The sequence below is a fragment of the Nonlabens sp. MIC269 genome (genome assembly GCF_001430865.1).
Taxonomy (GTDB): Bacteria; Bacteroidota; Bacteroidia; order Flavobacteriales; family Flavobacteriaceae; genus Nonlabens; species Nonlabens tegetincola.
Genome location: NZ_CP011373.1, coordinates 1,829,541 through 1,851,394, shown reverse-complemented (window position 1 = coordinate 1,851,394; position 21,854 = coordinate 1,829,541). Strand labels below are relative to the sequence as shown.

General features: G+C 35.2%; 22 protein-coding genes. 9 read left to right on the top strand and 13 right to left on the bottom strand.

Annotated elements, in window-relative coordinates:
- Nucleotides 1-8 precede the first annotated feature (8 nt).
- Nucleotides 9-2,393: a penicillin-binding protein 1C gene (gene pbpC / locus AAT17_RS08655; protein ID WP_060523646.1), complete on the top strand. Its 2,385-nt coding sequence runs from the start codon at nt 9-11 to the stop codon at nt 2,391-2,393.
- Here pbpC and AAT17_RS08650 read toward each other — a convergent pair whose 3' ends face one another.
- Together AAT17_RS08650 and AAT17_RS08645 are read right to left on the bottom strand one after the other, a co-directional pair.
- Nucleotides 2,394-2,891 (bottom strand): YciI family protein, encoded by a 498-nt coding sequence (locus AAT17_RS08650; protein WP_042277175.1) that lies wholly within the window; start codon nt 2,889-2,891, stop codon nt 2,394-2,396.
- The gene (locus tag AAT17_RS08645; protein WP_060523645.1) at nt 2,885-3,355 is read right to left on the bottom strand and encodes a CYTH domain-containing protein; all 471 of its coding nucleotides are present in this window, start codon (nt 3,353-3,355) and stop codon (nt 2,885-2,887) included. Before AAT17_RS08645 ends, AAT17_RS08650 begins: the two co-directional genes overlap by 7 nt.
- Nucleotides 3,356-3,398: 43 nt before the next feature.
- Here AAT17_RS08645 and AAT17_RS08640 point away from each other — a divergent pair, with 43 nt between their 5' ends.
- Both AAT17_RS08640 and AAT17_RS08635 read left to right on the top strand, forming a co-directional pair.
- A complete protein-coding gene (locus tag AAT17_RS08640; protein WP_060523644.1) occupies nt 3,399-4,169 on the top strand; it encodes a UDP-2,3-diacylglucosamine diphosphatase in 771 nt (256 codons plus the stop codon).
- Nucleotides 4,170-4,254: 85 nt separating this feature from the next.
- On the top strand, nt 4,255-4,584 hold the full coding sequence (locus tag AAT17_RS08635) for a hypothetical protein (RefSeq protein WP_060523643.1): 330 nt from the start codon (nt 4,255-4,257) through the stop codon (nt 4,582-4,584).
- Here AAT17_RS08635 and recJ read toward each other — a convergent pair.
- Entirely contained in the window at nt 4,581-6,281 is a 1,701-nt protein-coding gene (recJ, locus tag AAT17_RS08630) for a single-stranded-DNA-specific exonuclease RecJ (RefSeq protein ID WP_060523642.1), read from the bottom strand. The genes AAT17_RS08635 and recJ overlap by 4 nt on opposite strands.
- 87 nt (nt 6,282-6,368) lie before the next feature.
- Here recJ and AAT17_RS08625 point away from each other — a divergent pair, with 87 nt between their 5' ends.
- Genes AAT17_RS08625 through AAT17_RS08615 form a run of 3 tightly spaced genes read left to right on the top strand, consistent with a single transcriptional unit; the run spans nt 6,369 to nt 9,131 of the window.
- Nucleotides 6,369-6,959, top strand: coding sequence for a carboxymuconolactone decarboxylase family protein (locus tag AAT17_RS08625; RefSeq protein WP_060523641.1), 591 nt, complete (start codon nt 6,369-6,371; stop codon nt 6,957-6,959).
- A gap of 52 nt (nt 6,960-7,011) precedes the next feature.
- Complete coding sequence (locus AAT17_RS08620) at nt 7,012-8,523, top strand: hypothetical protein (RefSeq protein WP_060523640.1); 1,512 nt, start codon at nt 7,012-7,014, stop codon at nt 8,521-8,523.
- Between the two features lie 5 nt (nt 8,524-8,528).
- On the top strand, nt 8,529-9,131 hold the full coding sequence (locus tag AAT17_RS08615) for a DUF6705 family protein (RefSeq protein ID WP_060523639.1): 603 nt from the start codon (nt 8,529-8,531) through the stop codon (nt 9,129-9,131).
- A gap of 19 nt (nt 9,132-9,150) precedes the next feature.
- Here AAT17_RS08615 and AAT17_RS08610 read toward each other — a convergent pair whose 3' ends face one another.
- From AAT17_RS08610 to AAT17_RS08580, 7 genes are all read right to left on the bottom strand, one after another.
- Nucleotides 9,151-9,951 (bottom strand): hypothetical protein, encoded by an 801-nt coding sequence (locus tag AAT17_RS08610; protein ID WP_082586929.1) that lies wholly within the window; start codon nt 9,949-9,951, stop codon nt 9,151-9,153.
- A 30-nt stretch (nt 9,952-9,981) separates the two neighbouring features.
- Nucleotides 9,982-10,980 carry an acyl-ACP desaturase gene (locus AAT17_RS08605; protein WP_060523638.1) on the bottom strand — a complete coding sequence of 333 codons (999 nt, stop codon included), beginning with the start codon at nt 10,978-10,980 and terminating at the stop codon, nt 9,982-9,984.
- A gap of 72 nt (nt 10,981-11,052) precedes the next feature.
- The gene (locus tag AAT17_RS08600) at nt 11,053-11,796 is read right to left on the bottom strand and encodes a 1-acyl-sn-glycerol-3-phosphate acyltransferase (protein WP_060523637.1); all 744 of its coding nucleotides are present in this window, start codon (nt 11,794-11,796) and stop codon (nt 11,053-11,055) included.
- 86 nt (nt 11,797-11,882) lie between these two features.
- Entirely contained in the window at nt 11,883-12,293 is a 411-nt protein-coding gene (locus tag AAT17_RS08595) for a BrxA/BrxB family bacilliredoxin (protein ID WP_042277158.1), read from the bottom strand.
- Nucleotides 12,294-12,379: 86 nt separating this feature from the next.
- Nucleotides 12,380-13,837, bottom strand: a complete 1,458-nt coding sequence (locus AAT17_RS08590; RefSeq protein WP_253279759.1) for an ATP-binding protein — start codon at nt 13,835-13,837, stop codon at nt 12,380-12,382.
- Between the two features lie 320 nt (nt 13,838-14,157).
- The gene (locus AAT17_RS08585) at nt 14,158-14,718 is read right to left on the bottom strand and encodes a GNAT family N-acetyltransferase (protein ID WP_060523635.1); all 561 of its coding nucleotides are present in this window, start codon (nt 14,716-14,718) and stop codon (nt 14,158-14,160) included.
- 15 nt (nt 14,719-14,733) lie between these two features.
- Complete coding sequence (locus AAT17_RS08580) at nt 14,734-15,699, bottom strand: SPOR domain-containing protein (protein WP_060523634.1); 966 nt, start codon at nt 15,697-15,699, stop codon at nt 14,734-14,736.
- A gap of 212 nt (nt 15,700-15,911) precedes the next feature.
- Between AAT17_RS08580 and pheS the strand changes: the two genes are divergently transcribed.
- From pheS to AAT17_RS08565, 3 genes are read left to right on the top strand one after another with little or no spacing between them, the layout of a single operon-like run.
- Nucleotides 15,912-16,931: a phenylalanine--tRNA ligase subunit alpha gene (gene pheS, locus AAT17_RS08575; RefSeq protein ID WP_060523633.1), complete on the top strand. Its 1,020-nt coding sequence runs from the start codon at nt 15,912-15,914 to the stop codon at nt 16,929-16,931.
- Nucleotides 16,931-17,332 (top strand): hypothetical protein, encoded by a 402-nt coding sequence (locus AAT17_RS08570; RefSeq protein ID WP_060523632.1) that lies wholly within the window; start codon nt 16,931-16,933, stop codon nt 17,330-17,332. Before pheS ends, AAT17_RS08570 begins: the two co-directional genes overlap by 1 nt.
- Entirely contained in the window at nt 17,329-17,727 is a 399-nt protein-coding gene (locus AAT17_RS08565; RefSeq protein ID WP_042277149.1) for a hypothetical protein, read from the top strand. Before AAT17_RS08570 ends, AAT17_RS08565 begins: the two co-directional genes overlap by 4 nt.
- A 71-nt stretch (nt 17,728-17,798) precedes the next feature.
- Here the strand turns inward: AAT17_RS08565 and AAT17_RS08560 are convergent, their stop codons facing one another.
- The 3 genes from AAT17_RS08560 to AAT17_RS08550 form a co-directional block, all read right to left on the bottom strand.
- Nucleotides 17,799-18,308: an OmpH family outer membrane protein gene (locus AAT17_RS08560; RefSeq protein ID WP_042277147.1), complete on the bottom strand. Its 510-nt coding sequence runs from the start codon at nt 18,306-18,308 to the stop codon at nt 17,799-17,801.
- Nucleotides 18,309-18,372: 64 nt separating this feature from the next.
- Nucleotides 18,373-19,239 (bottom strand): OmpH family outer membrane protein, encoded by an 867-nt coding sequence (locus AAT17_RS08555; RefSeq protein ID WP_060523631.1) that lies wholly within the window; start codon nt 19,237-19,239, stop codon nt 18,373-18,375.
- Nucleotides 19,240-19,273: 34 nt separating this feature from the next.
- Nucleotides 19,274-21,853 carry an outer membrane protein assembly factor gene (locus AAT17_RS08550; RefSeq protein WP_042277318.1) on the bottom strand — a complete coding sequence of 860 codons (2,580 nt, stop codon included), beginning with the start codon at nt 21,851-21,853 and terminating at the stop codon, nt 19,274-19,276.
- Nucleotide 21,854 lies beyond the last annotated feature (1 nt).

Here is a 21,854-nt window from a genome sequence, read left to right as displayed (position 1 = left end):
GGCGAAAAATGAAGAATAAACTAGGGCATTTAATACTTAAACATAAATGGAAAATAATGTTTTTCCTCGTACTAAGTATATGGTACTATTTCTGTCTACCGCAAAGACTTTTTGACGTCCCTTACTCCACAGTCATTGAAAGTAAAGAAGGTATTTTACTAGATGCACATATTGCTAAAGATGAACAGTGGCGTTTTCCTCGAGTAGATAGCGTTCCTTATAAGTACAAACAGAGTGTATTTTTCTACGAGGACGAGCACTTTTATTCCCATCCTGGATTTAATCCTATCTCGATTTTAAACGCCATGCAACAAAATTTTGAGGCTGGTAAGGTTGTACGAGGAGGAAGCACTATTACTCAACAAGTCATTAGATTAGCTCGTAAAAAAGAACGCTCCTACTATGAAAAGTTAGTTGAATTAATATGGGCAACCAGATTAGAATTAAAACTTTCTAAAGATGAAATTCTAGAACTCTATGCCTCACACGCACCCTATGGCGGTAATGTAATCGGACTAGAAATGGCATCATACCGTTATTTTGGAAGAAGTCCGCATGAATTGAGTTGGGCAGAAAGTGCCACACTAGCTGTATTGCCCAATGCACCTGGTCTTATTTATCCAGGTAAGCGACAAAATCAATTAAAGCAAAAACGCGATCAGCTGTTGTTTAAATTAAAGGAGAAAGGAATAATAGATCAAACAGATTACGAATTATCAATTGCTGAAAGAGTTCCTGATAAGAATTTTAATATTCCTAGAAGTGCACCTCATTTACTCAATAGAATTAATAACGAATATGGTACAGCTAGAGTAACCACTACTATTGAGCATGATATGCAGCAAACGGTAAATCGTATCGTAAATAATCATTACCAAAAACTAAAGCTTAATGGAGTACACAATCTTTCTATGCTTGTACTGGATATTGACAATATGGAAGTGGTAGCCTATGTAGGTAATTCACCTACCACAATTGAGCATGGTAAGGATGTAGACATTATTACAGCACCGCGCAGTACAGGAAGCGTATTAAAACCTTTCTTATATGCCAGCATGATGGATCAAGGTGAACTGCTGCCCAAAACTCTTGTTCCAGATGTCCCTACCCTAATCGACGGCTTTAGAACCGAAAATTTTAATCGTTCTTATACAGGAATGATTCCTGCTGATAAAGCACTGGCGCGATCACTTAATATTCCTGCAGTACGGTTATTGCAACAACATACTGTTCCTAGGTTTTATAACAAGTTACAACAACTACAATTAACTGATGTAAATAGAGGAGCAAACACGTATGGGCTGAGCCTAGTAATCGGCGGTGCAGAAAGTAGTTTATGGGATATGTGTAAAGCCTATGCCGTTCTTGCAAAACAGCTTAAGGATTACGAAGCTCACAACAGTGAGTATCATTATGGGTTATTTGAGCAACTTACTTACATCAAAAAAGATAATAGAGATTCCGCTTTCGCGAAAGCAGAATTAACAAAAAACTCAAAGGAAACCAACTGGTATCTAGAACCAGAGATATACGGAGCTGGCAGTATTTACCAAACCTTTGAAGCAATGAAAACGGTAAATCGACCTGAAGGTGAAGAAATCTGGCATTTTTTTAATCCAGATAAAGAAATCGCCTGGAAAACAGGAACAAGTTACGGTAACCGAGATGCTTGGGCTATAGGAGTAACACCAAAGTATGTTATTGGTGTATGGACAGGAAACGCCGATGGTGAAGGTCGGGCAGCAATGACAGGAATAGACAGTGCGGCGCCGGTACTTTTTGATTTATTTAATCGTTTACCACAAGAGCCTTGGTTCAAGCCTCCGTACGACGATCTAGCACACATAAACACATGTTCAGTTACCGGTTACTTGCCTAACCCTGATTGTCCACAAACTCTATCCTATATTCCCAGCAATGGTACCCGTTTTGCTGCTTGCCCTTTTCATAAAAAAATTAATATCGATAAACAATCGGGAAAAAGAGCTACAACCGATTGTAGAGAAGTAAGTGATCTGGAGCAAAAAACTTACCTAATTCTACCACCCATAGAATCTTATTTCTACCAAAAGTCCACTCCTGCTTTTACCGCTGTACCTGATTACTTAGAAAATTGTTCTTTAAAATTAGAACCTATTATGAGTATAATGACTCCGCAACATAATAGCATCATAACTAATACCATCAATGTAAATGGAGAACTAAATCCGGTAATATTTCAACTGGCTCACAAACGTAACAACAACACAGTGCACTGGTATAAGAATAATGATTACATAGGTGTTACTCAAGGAATCCATGAGATGCCAATCACTGCACAAAAAGGAAAGCATTTAATTACCGCAGTTGATGAAGGTGGCTATCAAATTAAAATTCAACTTACGTTTAAATAATTACTTAAGCTTACCACCTTTTTCGGTCCACCAACCGGTGGTCTTTACTTTTAAGGCACCACTTTTTACAAGAGGATCCTGATTGGCAAGACTGTCTGCCATTTTTAAACTGGGTGTGTTATAAACAACAATTCCTCTCCATTCCTTACCGTTATTCATTGGTCCTATTAAAGAAGCATGACCTAGGTCATACATTTTGGAAAGGTAGGCCAAATGATCTTGTTGTAATTGAGACAACACTTCCTTAGGAATACTATCATTATCACCAGATAGCAGTTGAACCATAAAATACTCTTGCATTAAATAATGTTTGTTTGCTTCTTTATAAGTAAACACATTATACCCGAGTTTTTTCAAGGAATCAGATTTTTGAATCAATTGAATTGAATCCGTAATTACTTCATCTGGCAGATTGTCTTCTATTTTTGAAGTTTTGTTTGAAGTATTGCAGCTTAAAATTGTAGTAATTAAAATTAAGCTAATCCAATATTTTACCATGTTGAAAAGGGATTTTTACTAATGTATGAATTATAGTATTTGTTATTTCCTGTTACTTCTTCACCTAACCATTCCGGCACATCAAACTCATCTAACTCTGAGTTCAGCTCAATTTCGGCTATGATTAAACCGGCGTTCTCTTTTTGAAATAGATCGACCTCAAAAAAAAGGGTACCAATCGGTATCTTATATCTAATTTTATGAATAGGCGTTGGTAAGCACAGTTCCAATAAAGCTTCTGCTTCACTTATACTAATTTCCTTTTCCCATTCCAGGCGCTTAAGACCGTCATCAGTACTAGGTCCTTTGATCGTTAAATAACCACTATGTTCCTGAATTCGTACACGTACAGTGCGACAAGGATCGGTAGTTAAATAACCTTGAATCAATTGCACACCTTGATATTCTTTTAAAAATTCTGTGTTGGATACTAAAAATTTACGCTCTATTTCCTCATTAATCATGGCATAAATATCGTAAAAGCTAGGGTATATTTATATTTGCTCTATGCAAATTCCATCTGGAAAGAAAATATATTTTTCAAGCGACAACCATCTAGGCGCTCCTACTCAAGAGTTAAGTAAACCTCGAGAACAACATTTTTTGAATTGGTTAGACACCATTGAAAAGGATGCCGCAGCACTTTTCTTGTTAGGAGACTTGTTTGACTTTTGGTTTGAATACAAAAGAGTGGTTCCTAAAAATCATGTAAGAGTTTTAGGTAAATTGGCTACCATGGCAGATAATGGGTTGCCTATTTACTTTTTTGTAGGAAACCATGATTTATGGATGTTTGGTTATTTTGAAGAAGAATTAGGTATACCTGTATTTCACAAACCCAAATCTTTTGAATTTAACGGCAAAAAATTTTTAATAGGCCATGGTGATGGTTTAGGTCCTGGTGATAAAGGTTACAAACGCATGAAAAAGGTTTTCACCAACAAGTTTTTCCAGTGGTGTTTTAAATGGATTCATCCCGATATTGGGGTAAAACTAGCTACCTATCTTTCCGTTAAAAACAAACTTATATCAGGCGACGAAGACGCTAAATTTTTAGGTGAAGAAAATGAGTGGCTTGCTCAATATGCTAAAAGAAAACTTACTAAGGAACATTATGATTTTTTCATATTTGGTCACAGGCATATGCCCATGACTATCAAAGTTGGTGAGAAAAGCACTTATTATAATTTAGGTGATTGGATTTCACATTACACCTACGGAGTTTTTGATGGTAATGATTTTCAACTAGAGCATTTCCCGTTAAATATTAGGGAATAATTTATCATTTCTAAGGATTAATAGATAGTTATTTAAGTGGTAACCGGTAGTAACTTTGTACCATTAAACTTTTATAACCACAATCATGAAATCATATTTACAATTTATAAGTATTATACTTTTGCTTTACAGCAACTTATCCTACTCACAAGATTATAAAGACAGAGATAGTCTACCTGAAATTACAGTCACAGCAACATCTGACAAAACGTATAACTCTACCATCTTTAAAAGAAGTACTTTACGTAAAAGCGCACGATTAAGTAAAGGAAATTTAGAACAATTCAAAAACACACTAAAAACCCAAGTTTCTAAGAAACTGATTTTAACTGAAAAGGAATGGAGATTACTCTATAATCAAGCTCAAAAACTTACTTTGAACTATAAATTAGATCAATTACCATCTGTACTTTAATGTGGTTTAAGGTCCTTGATACGTAGCTGCAAACTCGTTACACCTTGCCAGCTATTCTCTTCAAGGACATAAACCACATCAAATGGCTTGTTGTTCTGTATTATTGAAATGCAATCTCCTAAATTAAAACCTATGGCAGGTATTTGGAGAGATGAGTTTACATGGGGTTTGATAGCAAGTTTTAGATGCTTTCCGTTTTCTCCTATACGCTTCGCATATCCAGAGTCATAGACCGCTCTGCTCAAAAATACCGGTCTCATATTTCTGGGACCAAAGGGTGCCATTTGTTTTAAAATTCGATACAATTTACCTGTAATTCTTTCTAAAGGAAGTAATGCATCAATTTTTAATTCTTTAGTAAGTAGTTTTTTATCTATAGTGGCGCAAACCACCTCTTCAAATCTCTTTTTAAAATTTAAAAATTGTTCTGGTTGCATGGTAAGTCCAGCTGCATATTTATGTCCTCCAAATTGCTCTATGAACTCACTGCACTGTTCTAAAGCATTATAAACATCGTAACCTGAAACACTGCGAGCACTAGCTGCAATCTTATCTCCATTTTTAGTAAAAACCAGTGTAGGCCGGTAATGCGTCTCAGTTAGTCGCGATGCTACTATACCTATAACACCTTTGTGCCAGTCTTCCTTAAAAACAACACTAGTAAAAAGTTTTTCTTCCTTGTTGTCATGAATTTGTTGCAAAGCTTCTTCAGTAATAAGCTGATCTAGCTCGCGACGATCTTGATTGTACCTATCAATTTCTTTTGCCTTTAATCTGGCCTGATCGAGATCCTGTTCCACTAAAAGATCAACAGCATACAAACCATGCTTCATTCTACCAGCTGCGTTTATACGTGGTGCTATAATAAATACAACATCGGTAATGTCTAAAATATTTTTTTTAACCTGTTCAATAATGGATTTAAAACCAGCTCGAGGTGATGTGTTTATAACATTGAGACCATGGTAGCACAAAATTCTATTTTCGCCAGTTATAGGGACAATATCTGCAGCTATAGCAGTTGCCACCAAATCTAGATAAGGTATAAGTATTTCAAATTCCCAATCGTTGTGTTGCACTAGCGCTTGACAAAGCTTGAACCCAACTCCACAACCGCACAGTTCATCATACGGGTAAGAACAATCATGCTGTTTAGGATCGAGTACAGCGACTGCATCAGGAACAAATTTACCTGGTCTATGATGGTCGCAGATTATAAAGTCTATTCCTTTTTCTTTGGCATATTTTACCTTGTCGATAGCTTTGATACCACAATCCAAAGCTATGATTAATGAAATATCATTATCGTGGGCATAATCAATTCCTGCATAGCTTATCCCGTAACCTTCCCTATATCTATCTGGTATGTAGGTAGTAACCTTATCATAGAAACTACTTAAAAAGGAAGACATCAAAGCAACTGCCGTAGTCCCATCTACATCATAATCACCATAGACCATTATAGTTTCATTGTTCCCGACGGCTTTTTGAATACGATGAACAGCCTCATTCATTCCTTTCATTAAAAAAGGGTCATGTAACTCCTCTAGACTTGGTCTAAAAAAGGATTTCGCTTTCGCGAAAGCGTCAATACCACGTCCTACTAATAAACTAGCAAGAATAGGGTCTACATTAAGTTCTTTTGAAAGCTGCTCGACTAAAACAGCATCAGGTTGTGGTAATAAAGTCCAACGCATAACCTCAAATATAATCGCTACATGAAAAAATCCTCATGCCTTCAACAGATAAATTCTCTATTTTTAAGAAAACAAAATTTTAATTCTATGCCATTAGTCACACCACTAGATGCTAATCACGATCCCGAAACCAAAGAACTCGCAACGTTTTTTAATGAGACACTAGGTTTTTGCCCAAATTCCGTTCTTACTATGCAGCGTAGACCAGCAATTTCCAAAGCTTTTATTCATCTAAACAAAGCGGTAATGGCAAATGAAGGACTAGTGACTAGTGCATTAAAAAGAATGATTGCCTGGGTAAGTAGTAATGCAACTGGTTGTCGCTACTGTCAAGCGCACGCAATACGTGCCGCAGAACGCTACGGTGCAGAACAAGAAAAGCTGGACAATATTTGGGAATATCGTACACATCCCGCATTTAATGAAGCCGAGCGCGCAGCGCTGGATTTTAGTCTAGCCGCCAGTCAGGTACCTAATGCAGTCGATGAAACTATAAAAAAGCGCCTGCACGAGCATTGGAATGATGGTGAGATAGTAGAAATGTTAGGAGTGATTTCTCTCTTTGGTTATTTGAACAGGTGGAATGATTCTATGGGAACTACCCTAGAACAAGATGCTATCGACTCTGGCAATCAGTATTTAGGTAAACATGGTTTTGAGGTAGGTAAGCATGTGTAATAAATTTTGTTTTTACTCGTTATTATTTAAATTCGTGAAAATTCTAACCACCATGAGAAAAATTGTTGCGCTTGATGTGCTGTTCTTTGCAGGCTTTCTATTTTTAATTAATAGTTGTCAACAAGATGATTTTCTGGAAGAATCAAATGAGAAAACTATCAAATTCCCTAAATTAAGTGGTGAAATAGTTCCCTTTGAAAAGCTAGCTCAGCAGCCAAAGTTAACCAAAAAACTTACTAAACTTTCAACAGGTATAACGGCAAAATCATCTAATTCGAGTATACGAATTGATACTTCATATATAAAGATGATAGAGACAGATTTGTATAAGAGTTATACTTTTCAAATAGTTCAAGATAGTCTAGAAAAAGAAAGAGTATTAAAGAATTATGTATTAACTGTTGTTAATGACACCACACTTATTCAACATCTTGTCGAGTATGATGTACTTAGTGAGGATGTATATGACATGGACAATATTAAATTAAACAGAGTAACGGGTGATGATTTAATACCAAACAACTTTAAATGTGGTGGAGTGGATGTGATTTGGTATACCTATACAACTTGTTACGAGGTTGAGTGCTCTGGCATAAGTCATCATAGTGTTGGAGAAGCTTGTCCGATTGCAGATGGCACTCAATCAGGAACAGCTGCCTACATTAAGTGTGTAACTACTTGGGCTTCAATTAGTATAGCAGAAGAACCATGTGGAAATTCGGGTGGTGGTGGATCTAGTGGTGGCAACAATCAGATAGGTGGCGGCGGCCAGACTGGTACCGGAAATCCACCTGGTGGAAATAATACTAATAATCCACCTAATACCGATCCCAACGATGATCCCGACGACACCTTATTTCTAGGTGTAGACCCTAACGATGGGCCACCGTTAATCATTGATGAAGACGGTTCTAGTAGAAAGAGATTAAAAGATGTATGGAATGATCCAGTAGTTCAAAATCAAATCAATAGATTAATTCCTTTAATAGATTCTCAAAACTCTGGTAACTATGAAGAAGATGGTGCCAGATTTAGTTATCAACCAGGTAGTCCAACAACCTTTAGATTACCTGATCGTAAATTTGGTAATCGTATTTCCTACAATACACCCATGCAAGAAGGTGAAAATGTAGATATGCATGTTCATCAAACAGAAGGTGCTCATGGCTCGCAAATAAAGGAAACCTATCCAATATTTAGTAATGGAGATGTTATAGGGTTCGCTGAAAATACAAAGGATGCAGAAGCTGTAAATGACACCGATTTTGCAGAAGATTATATAAGCATAGTTTTAACAGAAAAAGGAGCCTTTGCACTTACGGTTGATGATATTGAGGATGTAAAAGCTTTTGAAGTAGCTATGCAAGATCCAGTGCAGAAAGCACAATTTTATGAGGATTTTAATCTTGAGATTTATGCTAGAGCAACTAATGACAACGATGTCATTGAAAACCTTGCTGATTTTTTAGAAGATTATAGGGTGAACAATAGGCCTCTAGGAATTTCAATATGGGAAGCTTCTTTTAATTCAGATGGAACCTTAAACAAATGGAATAAAATTTAAACAATATGAAAAATTTAATCATTCTTTTGCTGCTTTTAATACCAGTTTCACTTTATGCCCAGACCATAATACCAATAGAACAATTGTCTAGTCAATTGAAACGAGAAGACACACCTAAATACTTCAAAGACGTTAATGGGATTTACGATAAGTTTCTAGGTGATTGGAAATATGAAGACCCCTCAAATAGCAGTACTTATTTAGAAATAAGTATTATAAAACTAGAAAGGCAACCCTCATTGAATCACTTTTATGATGAAATTTACATAGAATTTGAATATGTAGAAAATGGAAACACAGTCTATGATAGTTCCACTTACTCTGACGAAAGAGTTAAAAGTATGATATCGGGCTTAATTAAAATTTCCAACCCTTTTAATACAGTATGTTTAATGAGCTACAATGAACCCACTAACATACCATGGAGTTATAAAGCTTACAAGGACTGTTTATCTCCGAGCTTAACCATCGAACATGTCAATGAAATAGACATGAATAATGGTCAACGCACTTACCTCAAATGGGATGTATGTTATGTAGTTGACCCAGCACAAGGTGAGGTGTGGCCTTTTAAGATTCCTAATCATATTGAGTTGGAGCGTATCTAATTAAACTGATTATAGTCAGTTATCTAATCTGCACATGCACATGATCATCGTGTCTAACTGCATAACAACCGTGATATCTGATTTTACTATTTTTTAAATCTAATCTTTTAACAAGGTGCGGTTCTATAAAAATCTTTGTAACCTGGGCATTTTTTGTCAATGAATTAATTAGATCTCTTGTAGCAGTTTCATGCAGTTGTAAGCCATTATTAACCGTTCCAAAAGTTAAGAATCTAGCATAATCGTATTGAAAATACCCTTGTTCCTTACAAGCCATAGGTTGGTCATGCTCATGTGATTTAGGTTTTACAAAAAAACCATAACCTGATAAGGTAGGAACCTTATTAACAATACGGTTATCCTTTGAATAAATAAAGGATAAATCTAATTTTTTACCATCATTATGGCTTAAGTGAGGAAAAAGAGGAAAGCCATGCCAAAAAGGAAAATTAGCATCAAGTAGATTAATTTTAATTCCTGGATATTTTTTTGCTAGTTCTTCTGAGCTTTCTAGAACAATTTGATTTAATTGTGGCGTAACGTAGTTACGGTTACATAATATATAAAACCAAGAAACATTTTTTACATGATCAGATTCTAAGACTTTTTCTCTACCAAATTGTGGAGCAAGGAAAGGTATTATCAAAAACGTACTAAAAACGTAAAGCGATAAAAACAATACAGTTGTTTTTATCACTTTATAAGATTTTGTGTTTCTAAAAAGGACTCTAGAAATAAGATAAAGCAATCCACCTATTTGGGTAATCAGTGTAAGGACTACGATTAAAAATAAATCTCCTAGATATTTAAGAACCTTCAAAATACTTCTAAAACATAGTCATTTAAAAGGTTAAACCAAGTTAGGTTCTAGAACCCATTTAAATTTTGTTATGTCTTGTGAAATTTTCATTCGTTGCCCTATGCGTTCCATACGAGCTGGTAGCTTCATTAAATAATCACGAGCTTTTTCTGCTTCTTCATTTAAACCTTCGATATTAGGAATGTCCCATTTATCGATAAGCTTTCTCATAATATCAACATAGTCTTGTGCAGTATAGACACCTATACGTTGAGCACTCATAGAAAAATCCTCAAACGCTTGTCCGATTCCTTGACCAGATTCTCTTAAAAAGTGAGCTGGCATGACGATCTTATTTACCATCATATCCTTAAAAGCAATCATCATGTTTGATGGATCTACTTTAAAGATCTCATCTACAAACGTACAATAGGCTTGATGGTGTCTCATCTCATCTCCAGAAATCACACGACACATCTTTGATAGGGCCTTATTTCCATATTCCCTAGCAAGCTTTGCCACTCGGTTATGTGAGATGTAAGTAGCAAGTTCTTGAAAACTTGTGTAAATAAAGTTTTTATAAGGATCTCTATCAGTTCCTATATCAAATCCATCATTAATCAAATGGTGTGTGGTAATTTCTACCTCACGCATATTTACACGTCCTGATAGGTATAAGTATTTATTAAGCACATCACCATGACGATTTTCCTCGCCAGTCCATTGACGCACCCATTTTGACCAAATATTTCCCTTACCTTCTACTTGATTAACGCCTTCTACATCCATCAACCAAGATTCGTAAGTTGGCAAGGCTTCTTCTGTAATAGTATCACCTACTAAACATACCCAGAAATCGTAAGGCAATTCTTTAGCTAGCTCACGCAGTTCTTTTACATCTTCCTGCCAATTATCTTTAGTAAGATCAGGAAGAAAATCTGTAGGTTGCCAGATTTTTTCTACCGGGATTAAAAATTGATCCATGAATGATTCTACCTTACTCTCTAAGGACTGCATCACTTCAATTCTGATATTTTTTAGATTTTTCATATTTCTTTTTTGTTGGGGAAATTATTGCTATTACGCTTTCGCGAAAGCGCTATAAAAATAGCTCATATCTATTTAAACAGCTGTACTTGATATATTATTGTGAACAATTTGCTGTGCTTGTAGTATAACTTGCTCGTGATCCTGACCTTTTATAGGTATGGGTTGATGTGTGGTAAAATAAATGTGATTACCTATACCGTAAGGAAATTTACCATATCGATCAATTTTCCAACTGTTGTTCACGCTTACTGGCACTACAACAGCATCGGGCATATATTTAAACAAAGTGAGTAATCCATTTTTTTGAAATGGTTTAGGAACTCCTGTTCTTGAACGAGTTCCCTCAGCAAATATGACTACAGATCTTTTTTTCTCGTGAGCGTTTTTAGCAAATCTAGTAAGGGCAGTGATAGCTTGCCTGCGATCCTTGCGGTCAATGGCGCAATTTTCACCTATTCTCAGATTCAAGGATATGCTAGGAATCCCTTTAGCTAGCTCTATTTTTGCCACAAATTTTGGGAAGTACTTTCTTAGGTAAAAAATAAGTGGTGGTATATCAAACATACTTTGATGATTACACACAAAAATATAACTGGGTCCTACGGGTAAATCGTGTTCAAATTTTGCACTAAAAGTATTAAATAATGGCAGTTGGGTCATCATCAAAAACCAATTGAGAGTAGCAACTGATTTTTGATGCAAATCATGTCCACCTATCCTGTGCGCTATTAGTTGAATAGGATGAAAAATAACTAATGACAGAAAGAACAACAAAAAGTGTACTACCGTCAAAGGATAAGAAATGATTTTTTGCATGTGCAAATATAAAATTCAATGCGTGCATACGATATGATTAAACCATCAATCGGTATGCACGCATAGTAAGTTGTATTAAATACTGATTAACAGTGCTCGTTGTAAGCTTCTTTTAGATTTTCGGCAATCATTTCTGCTGGTCTACCTTCTATATGATGACGCTCTAACATGTGCACCAATTCTCCATTCTTAAACAATGCCATAGATGGTGAACTAGGAGGAAAAGGAATCATTTGAGAACGTGCAGCGTCCACAGCTTCTCTATCAACACCTGCAAAAACTGTTACTAAATTGTCTGGCTTTTTATCGTTTTCTAACGAGTACTTTGCTCCTGGTCTAGCATTAGCTGCGGCACAACCACAAACAGAGTTTACAACAACTAATGTTGTACCTTCTTTTGCTAGCGCATCATTTACTTCTTGAGCTGTATATAAGTGTTCAAAACCTGCGTTACCTAAATCATCACGCATAGGTTGTACTAATTCTGCTGGATACATAATTTATTTTTTTACAAAGATAATAGGTTAATTAACTACCACATTATTTATACTATAATAAAGAATGATTGTAATTGAGTTTTTGACTATGAATGCAACGGCATGGTCACTGTGAACTGAGTCCACTTTCCATATTCTGTCTCCATTTCTATAGAACCGTCATAACTTTCTACTATTTGCTTTACCATAGCGAGACCTAATCCCATACCACTGTTCTTAGTTGTAAATTTGGGTTCAAAGATTTTGTTTACATTCTCTGGAGCTACTCCTGTACCGTTATCCCAAACAATTATTTTTATTTTATCATCATGCTTATTTACACTTACTTTGATAATAGGATTCTCCTGCCCTGACAAAGCTTGGGTTGCATTTTTCACAAGATTAGTCACTACCCTAATTAATTGTGTACGGTCAAATATGGTTTTTAGAGAGTTCTCATTTTGAGTATATTCAATATAATTCTCATTGAATATATCCAGTGCTAGTTGGGTGACTCTATTGACATCTATCTCTTCATTTTTTTGGGCTGGCATTGACGCATAAGTAGAAAATGCACTAGCAATATTGCTCATGACATCAATTTGTTCTATTAAACTAGCGCTAAACTCTTTTAATTTCTCTTTGGCATTACTATCACTAGGATCAAAACGCATTTCAAAGCTTTGCACAGTAAGCCTCATGGGTGTTAATGGATTTTTAATCTCATGAGCTACTTGCTTTGCCATTTCGCGCCAGGCTTGTTCACGTTCACTGGTAGCAAGTTTTACAGCACTCTCTTCCAGTTGATCTACCATGTTATTATAGGAATTTACAAGCATGTTGATTTCTTCACTTCCTTTATAATCAATAGGTAGTTTTTTATTACGGGTGGCAATGTTTATTATTTTAAGTTGATTGCTTATTTTATTGATAGATTGAGTAATGTAATTAGACAAAAAATAACCTAACACTAATGATATCAAAAACATTATTATGTACACTAAGGAGAGTCTTTTAAGAAACTCCTCGAGTTCATAATTCATAAAATCATCGTTTTCCAAATACGGTAAGTTTAAAATCCCAATGTTTTTAAACTTATTATCTGTCAAATAAGAATAGCTACTACGATACTTTTCTCCGTTTTCCTCAAATTTTCTTATATACCTATTTCCTTCGGCATTTTTTAAATTTTTGATAGTTGCTATAGGAATAGTCTCTTTAATACTATCTGTAGAAAAATTGGCTCTAGAGCTTATTAAAAGCTTTCCGTCCAAATCATAGATATTAATTTCCATTCCTAAAACAGAACTTATTTCTTGAATGCGTTCTTTAAAAATGAATGGAAGATTTTCCGTTTTGATTTCAAAATCAGTTCTACGTAATACATTTGCGGTACTCTTAAGCACTGAAGCCTCTTTGCGCTCTAGACGGCTCTCGTGATAATCTTTTGCCTGTTCCTTGAATTGATAAATGGACATACCAGCAATTAGAACACTAGTAATAACCATAAGTAACATCATGGATATAAATATCCTATTTCGCAGACTGCTGGTGAATAATCTCATTAAAGTAAAAATAGCAAATATTAAGCCATAGTAATAGGATTATTTTAAATCGTCTTTCCTATAAAAATACGTTGAATCCACTTGTAATGCGGCTTTTTGTCAACTAGTATAACTCCTTTATATCTAGCTGTTTTTATTTTTTTGAGCACCCTATATGAATAGAGTAAAAAAACAAACAGCAAGACTAATACTCCTATTATAAAATAAGTAAACCGCATGCTAGCAAATTAGTATAAGTCGCTCTTATGAAAAATTAATTTGAGTGAAAGGTCTTACAAATTAGCTTAAATGCAAATAAAACAGACAACTTAGAATTAAAATTATGGAAGTTTACTATATCGTTGTCTAGTAATCTCGTAAACAGTGAAGGATTCTTGCCCCTTTTGAGGATAAATTTCTGCAGGTTGCATACCGTTGCGCAACGCAACATTGATAGAACTTTTATTATCGTTATGAATTACAGATATTAATCTGTTTCCAAAATCTAGATCCCATTTTGCTCTAAACGCCTCATTTTTTAAGAATCGAGCTATTTCAGTAGCATATCCTTTGCCCCAATAATCAGGAAGTAATGAATACCCAATTTCTAGATGAGTGTTTCCTCCAAATTCCTGAACAAGCAATCCTGCTTGTCCTATAAAATTCCCAGACTCTTTGTCCAGAAGAACGTTCATGCCACCTTTTTCTTCCTTGTAACGACTCATCGACTTTTCAAACCATTTCTCACATTGCTGAAAAGGAGTTAATTCATCACTCATTGCAAAATAAGCAGCTACCTGAACTTTCTCAAAAAGTGGTAGCCAGGAATCAAAATCTTCATAAACGAGTTTGCGTAACCTCAGGCGATCAGTTTGTTCACCGTGAAGCAAATAGGAATTCATAGTAAGCTTTAATTGTTAGTTATTTAACTGACCAGTTAATAACCATGCTTGATCAAACCCTAGCTTTCTTAAACGGTACAGTTCATTAATGGCGTCATTTTTTTCGTGAAAACTAGAAAATGCCACATTGTGCAGTCCATACTTATTTATTCCTATTCTTTTAGCGTCGTGACCTGCATTTTTTAATTGAACTACTCGCTTATCAGCATTTTTAGGATCTCTAAATGCACCAGCAACAATATGGTAATTCTTTTTAGGTTGTGCGACTTTAACGGCTACTTGAGGAATGGGATCTGTTATTAAGAAACTAGCTTGTTCAATTTGTTGATCTAGTTTTTGTTCAGCCATTTGCTGTACTAAATCCTGATTTTTTATTGAAGTTACTTCATATTGATTGTAACCTACATAACTTAATCCTAGCAGCAAAGCACCTACCGCGGCGTATTTCCACCATTGAAAATTATTAGAACCTTCGTTTTGAGCTTCAGCTTTTTTCACCTCGTTAATAGCGATAACAGGTGTTTCAACAGCGGTACTGTCATTCTCTTGATCGATTACAGCACGATCTACTTGATATAATTCTTGTGATGATAGACCAAATGCTTCTGGCAAGTAATTCACTAAATACATCGGTGTAAATACCTTAACACCTTCTTCATTAAGTGCTATTCTACCAATCTTAGGTAACGTTATCGATTTACTATTTTCTAGTTCTAAATCTAGTCTTCTAACCTCGTTACGAACCAGTTGTTGCGCATCAGCATAAGGAACTTTCTCAACGCTAGAAACATAATTAATAAGTAATCCATCATTTTGAAGGATTTGACTATTGAAGGAAATCCCTTTTTTGGGTGGATAAAAACTGTTGCTAGATTCAAAATATTGTGCAGATACTCGACGAGTTAAAAAAGCACCAAATTCAGGCACCACTACACAGTCATGTCTATATAGTAAATCAGATATGTAAGCTACTAATTGCATAATACAAACATAAAATTTAATCCTAAAGAATCAAGGTCTTTTGTACACTAGTTATTAAGAATTGACATCAAAATCTCGTGAATCATTCATTTTTAGAAATATACCACTTAAAAATTTGACTTATTTCAATCATTTTTTGAATCATTTAATGTAATACTGAGTTATAACAGCTCATTAAAAAGAAGTAAATTTGCAACCCAATTTGAATAAGGATGCTTGATCAAGTAAAAGAACACATTAATAAAGTCCAAAATTTTGAAGCTCAATCTAAGGAGGCAATTGAAGCTTTTAGAATAGAGTATTTAGGTAGTAAGGGAATTCTCAAAGAACTTTTTACAAAGTTCAAAGAAGTACCTAATGACCAGAAAAAAGATTTTGGCCAGGCCATTAATGAATTGAAACAAAAGGCCACTGATAAGGTAGCTCAATTAAAAGCATCGTTAGAAGATAAACAAGAAGATGCTGGAATTTACGGTGATCTTACTCGTAGCGGCTACCCTACTTCAGTAGGAGCACGTCATCCAATAAATGTGGTGAAAAATCAAATTATTGATGTATTCTCCAGAATTGGTTTTAATGTGAGCGAAGGTCCAGAAATTGAAGATGACTGGCACAATTTTACCGCCCTTAATCTTCCTGCACATCACCCAGCTCGTGACATGCAAGACACCTTTTTTATTCAAACTGATCCTGACGTATTACTGCGCACACATACATCAAGTGTGCAAGTGCGTTATATGGAAAATAATCAACCACCTATACGCACTATTTCACCAGGTAGAGTTTTTAGAAACGAGGCCATAAGTGCAAGAGCTCACTGTATTTTTCATCAAGTTGAAGGATTATACATAGATAAAAACGTAAGCTTTGCAGACTTAAAACAAACCTTACTTTACTTTACCAAAGAGATGTTTGGTAAATCAGAAATACGTTTAAGACCATCTTACTTCCCGTTTACAGAACCTAGTGCCGAAGTTGATATTTACTGGGGTCTTGAAACTGAAACTGATTATAGAATAACAAAAGGTACCGGATGGTTGGAAATTATGGGCTGTGGAATGGTAGATCCAGCAGTGCTACAGAATTGCGGCATAGACCCTAATGAATACAGCGGTTTTGCTTTTGGGATGGGTATTGAGAGAATATCGATGTTGTTGTATCAAATAGGTGATATACGCATGTTCTTTGAAAATGATGTACGTTTCTTAAAACAATTTAGTAATTCATTGTAATGTCAGGTTCACGCGTCATATTTGTGTATAATGCAAATTCTGGCGCAATAAACGCAGCCTTGGATAGTGCTCATAAGATATTGAGCCCTAAAACCTATAATTGTGCTCTTTGTAATCTTACCCATGGTATTTTTAATGAAAAAGAGGAATGGTTACGCTTTCGCGAAAGCGTAGATAAACTTTCAAATCTATCTTTTGAGTTTTTGCACAAGGACGAGTTTGAAAAAAACTATAAATCCAAGTGGCTACCTAAATACAGCTATCCAATAATATTAACTACAAACCAAGGACAAGAGATCGAGGTACTAGCATCTAGTCTAGAGCTATCAGAATGCAAGGAGACCAAAGACCTCATTTCATTGATCGAATTAAGATTAAAAAAGCATAATATAGAATTATGAAAAAGGATATTATAATACCAGTGGTTAAAGATGTATATGTTGCCATAGTCAAAGAATGGAACGATGATTTTTCATCCAATGACTGGAACAGTTACATCATCAATAATACAAGAGAACCACTAGAGACCTGTATGATAATGACCAGAGGAAAACATAAGGACGGACGCAAAACCAGCACAATGCGACATGCATTTAAGGTAATTAAAGCACGTAGTTATGAGAAAATAGAACTCATGATGGAAGAGGTGTTTCCTTTTGAAAACGAATTCATTGTTAGTTATTTCAAAGGAGACACTTTATATGACAAAACTTTTATTGCAAACCCTAATTCAATAAGTGAATCTAACTTTAAAGATATTCCTCTAATGGACCAGGAAGGTATCTTATTAGATTAGAATACTTTAAATGAAAGACAAAAAAAAGAGCCGCTATTAAAAGCGACTCTTTTTTTATGTCGTTAGATATACTATTGTATTCCTAATTCCTTTTTAACATCAGCTGTGATGTCATAACCATCTGCTAGGATTAAACCAGTACCTGTAGTTGAATCTAGTACGTACTGAAAATTCTTTTCTCTAGCTACTTTTTGAATAGCATTTCTTACTTTTTCAAGTAATGGCTTAAGGATATCAACACGCTTCTGACCGATAGCTTGTTGAGACTGAGAATAGTATTCCTCTAATTTCTTTTGACCTTCTGCAAGTTCTTGCAATACACGCTCATTTTCTTCTTTACTGCGGCTAGGGGCAGCTTGTTGAGCATTTTGGTACTTTGTTTTAAGCTCCTTATCCATCTCGTCTAAACGTGCTAAATAAGTTTTCTCTAGGTTACGTAGTGTTTTTTCTGCCTGTTTTGCTTCTGGCATAGACTCTACGATATCCTGTGATGCTACGTGACATACTCTACTATCTTGCGCTTGTAGACCTACACTAAATATAAAAGCTGCAATGGCTATTATAGTTTTCAATTGTTTCATTTCTATTGCTTTAATTTATTGATGAATTTTTATTGAAGCGGCTGCAAATATAATAAGTTGCTGCTTACTCACCGCCTTCCTTTTTCTTTTGTGCTTCTTCTCTCTTTTTTCTAAGCTCTTCTTGACGTTTTTCTCGTGCTGCTGCTCGCGCTGCCATAACACTGTCACGTTTTTGTTTACGTAATGCCAGTAGGGAATCTCTACGTTTTTGAAAGGCAGCTGCTTTAGCAGCTTTAATAGAATCTCTTTCTCTTAACCTTTCAGCTCGTTCCATTTCCTTCTGCTCTATTAGTTTTTCCTTAGCCTCTTCTCTCTCTTCAATTTCCTCGGCTTCTTGAACATTTAAATAAGGCTCTTCTCTACGTTTTTCTAGTTCCTTAGCCTTTTTTTCACGCTCTTTCTTTTTACCTGTTCTACCTATTGCTTTTAGTACTAGGTCGCTTATGTCGTGACGCTCTGCACTAAAAAGTAAAGGTGTGTCTGAACTATCAATTATATAATCATACTTTTTGGACAAACCTATCTTCTGTACCTCATTGAACACTTGATCTTGAACAGGTTGAATCAACTGTTGTTTTTGAAGAATGAAATCACCATTTTCAGCATTAAAACGCTTGTTTTGATAGTCTGCTAGATCTTGCTCTTTTAATCTAATGTCTTCTTCCTTCTCCTCTATTAATTCTTTTGTAAGTAAGACCTTTTCATTTTCAAGAGATTCTTTCATTTGATTAATCTCTCGTTGCATGGCATCGATTTCTCGCTTCCATTTTTGCATTTTAGTATCTAGTTGTCGTGAGGCTTCTTGGTACTCTGGAACGCTTTCTAGAATATACTCCATATTCACATAAGCAACACGAGCTCCTGCTCTTTGCGCTTTCGCGAAAGCGAAACTTAAACCAACAAATACGACTACTAAAAACTTAATTTTCATGATCTTCTACTTTTATGAAATAACCGTGCCACAATTAGAATTGTTGCCCAATTATAAAGTGAACGTTCCAACCACTAGGTTCATTGCTTGGAAGTGTAGGAACTTTATCAAATCCGTACCCAAAATCAACTCCTAATAAACCAAAGGCTGGCATAAATATACGTAATCCTGCACCAGCAGATCGTTGTACTTCAAATGGATTGTAATCATTGAACCTACTGTATGATCCAGCAGCCTCAGCAAATGTTAAGACATAAATTGATGCAGCTTGCTCCAGTGAAATTGGATAACGCAATTCTAGTGAGTATTTATTGTAAACCGTATCACCATCTGAATTTGTGGTTAAGGAACTGTTATCATAACCACGCATTCTAATAATGTCACGACCATCTAAAGAAAAGGCTCCTAAACCATCACCACCGACAAAGAATCTCTCAAATGGCACCAATCCACGATCCTGATTATAGGCTCCTAGGAAACCAAATTCAGTATTTGTTTGAAGCACCAGTTTTTTGGCTAATTGAGTATACCAAGTTCCCTTAAATTTAACCTTATAGTATTCTAGGAATTTAAATCGCTCTTGATCAATTTTTCTAAGATCGGCTTGACCATTTGTCTGATATCTAGGATCATCTTCAAGATTAGCATAATCTACACCATTCCATAATGAATAAGGCAGTGTAAATTTACCCGTGATAGAAAATGAACTTCCGTAGGTAGGATAAATAGGGTTTACACCTACATTGTTACGACTTAAACCAATTGTATAGGAAAGGTTGTTAGAAAAACCATTAGGGAAATTAAATAAATTACTTTGGAAATTCTTCAAGTTATAATGCTGGAATGATACTGCATGAGAAATTTGAAAATATGGGTCTGGCCACTCAAGTCTTTTTGCAAGACCTACTGTACCACCGGTAATTAAAAATCTCTGGTTGCGATCTACTTCTCTAAAATTTTGTTGATTTACCCTAAACTGCTCACTATGAGAAAATGAAACATTGAAGGACACTGGCTTTTTACCACCTAACCATGGTTCGGTAAAATTAAGACTGTAGGTTCTAAAGATAGTACTTGCTTGTGCTCTTATTGCTAATGTTTGACCATCACCCATAGGTACTGGTTGGTAGGCATCTTTCTTAAAAATATTACGTAGACTAAAGTTATTGAAACGCAATCCTAAAGTTCCAACAAAACCACCACCACCGTAACCACCTTGTAGCTCGATTTGACTTGCTCCTGCTTCCTTAATATCAAAATTTACATCAACGGTTCCTTCTTGTTGATCTACATTATTTAATTGCGGATTAATGTTTTGTGCATCTATATAACCCAGAGCTCCTAATTCTCGAATGGAATTGATAATTTTTTGTCTGCTGTATTTCTCACCAGGATTAGTTTGCAGCGCACGATAAAGTACATGATCATTTGTTCTAACATTTCCTGAAACCGAGATGTTGTTGAAATAAGCTTCTTTACCTTCTACGATTCTAATTTCAAAGTCTATTGTATCATTAGCTACTCTAGTTTCAACCGCGTTAACTGACGAGAATAAATAACCGTTATTTTGATACAAGTTTGAAATATCATCAGAATCCGGATCTTGCGGATTACTAATACGTTCATCAAAGGCAACTCCATTGTATACATCACCTTTTTCAACCTTTAAGATTCGTTGTAATTGTGCATCGGTATAAACCGTGTTACCTACAAATTCAATATCACCAAAGTAATACTTATTCCCTTCTTCAACCTTAATATTAAGACCGATGGTTTTATCATCTATAACATATAAGCTATCTGAAACGACACGTGCGTCTCTAAAACCGTTTTCCTTGTATTTATCTACAACAGACTCTAAGTCTTCTTGAAAACCAGACTCTACATATTTAGATCTTTTGAAAACTCTAAAAATGTTTTTCTTTTTAGTGTTTTTCATGGCTGCTCTTAGCTTCTTATCGGTAATAAGTTCATTACCTTCAAAGTTGATTTGAGCAATTTTTACTTTATTCCCTTTATCTATATCAATACTCATATTAACAAGGTTTGCACCTTGTACGGTAGTATCTTTATTTTCTCTAAGTTTTATTTTAGCGTCGGCATTTAAAAAACCTTTCTCTTTGTATTTATTCTCTATATAATTACGAGTATTGGTAACAAAGTTTTCTGTCGCCTTTTTACCTTTTTGAAGTTTAAGTTCAGTACGCAAGTCTTCTATTTGACCTTTACGCAATCCTGTTACACGAACTTCATTTAGATTAGGGACTTCAGTAATATTAATTTCAAGATTAATCGTATCGATGATGTCATCATTAGGATTACCTATGACCTCGGTAGCATAAATACGGATATCACTAAATAATTTAAGATCCCACATTTTTTTTACTACTCCACTTAATTTTTCACCAGGAACGTATATTTCTTCACCTTTACGTAATCCTGTAAAAGCAATTACAGTGTTCTCATTATAACTTTGACTTCCTACTACATTTATTTCTCCTACTACGTATTTGGTAGCGTCTCCAATCGGAATATCTACCTTTTGTGCAAATGAAAAGGCACTTGATAATAAGGCAATAGCTAGAAAGAGCTTTTGTGCTATTTTAAAATTCATT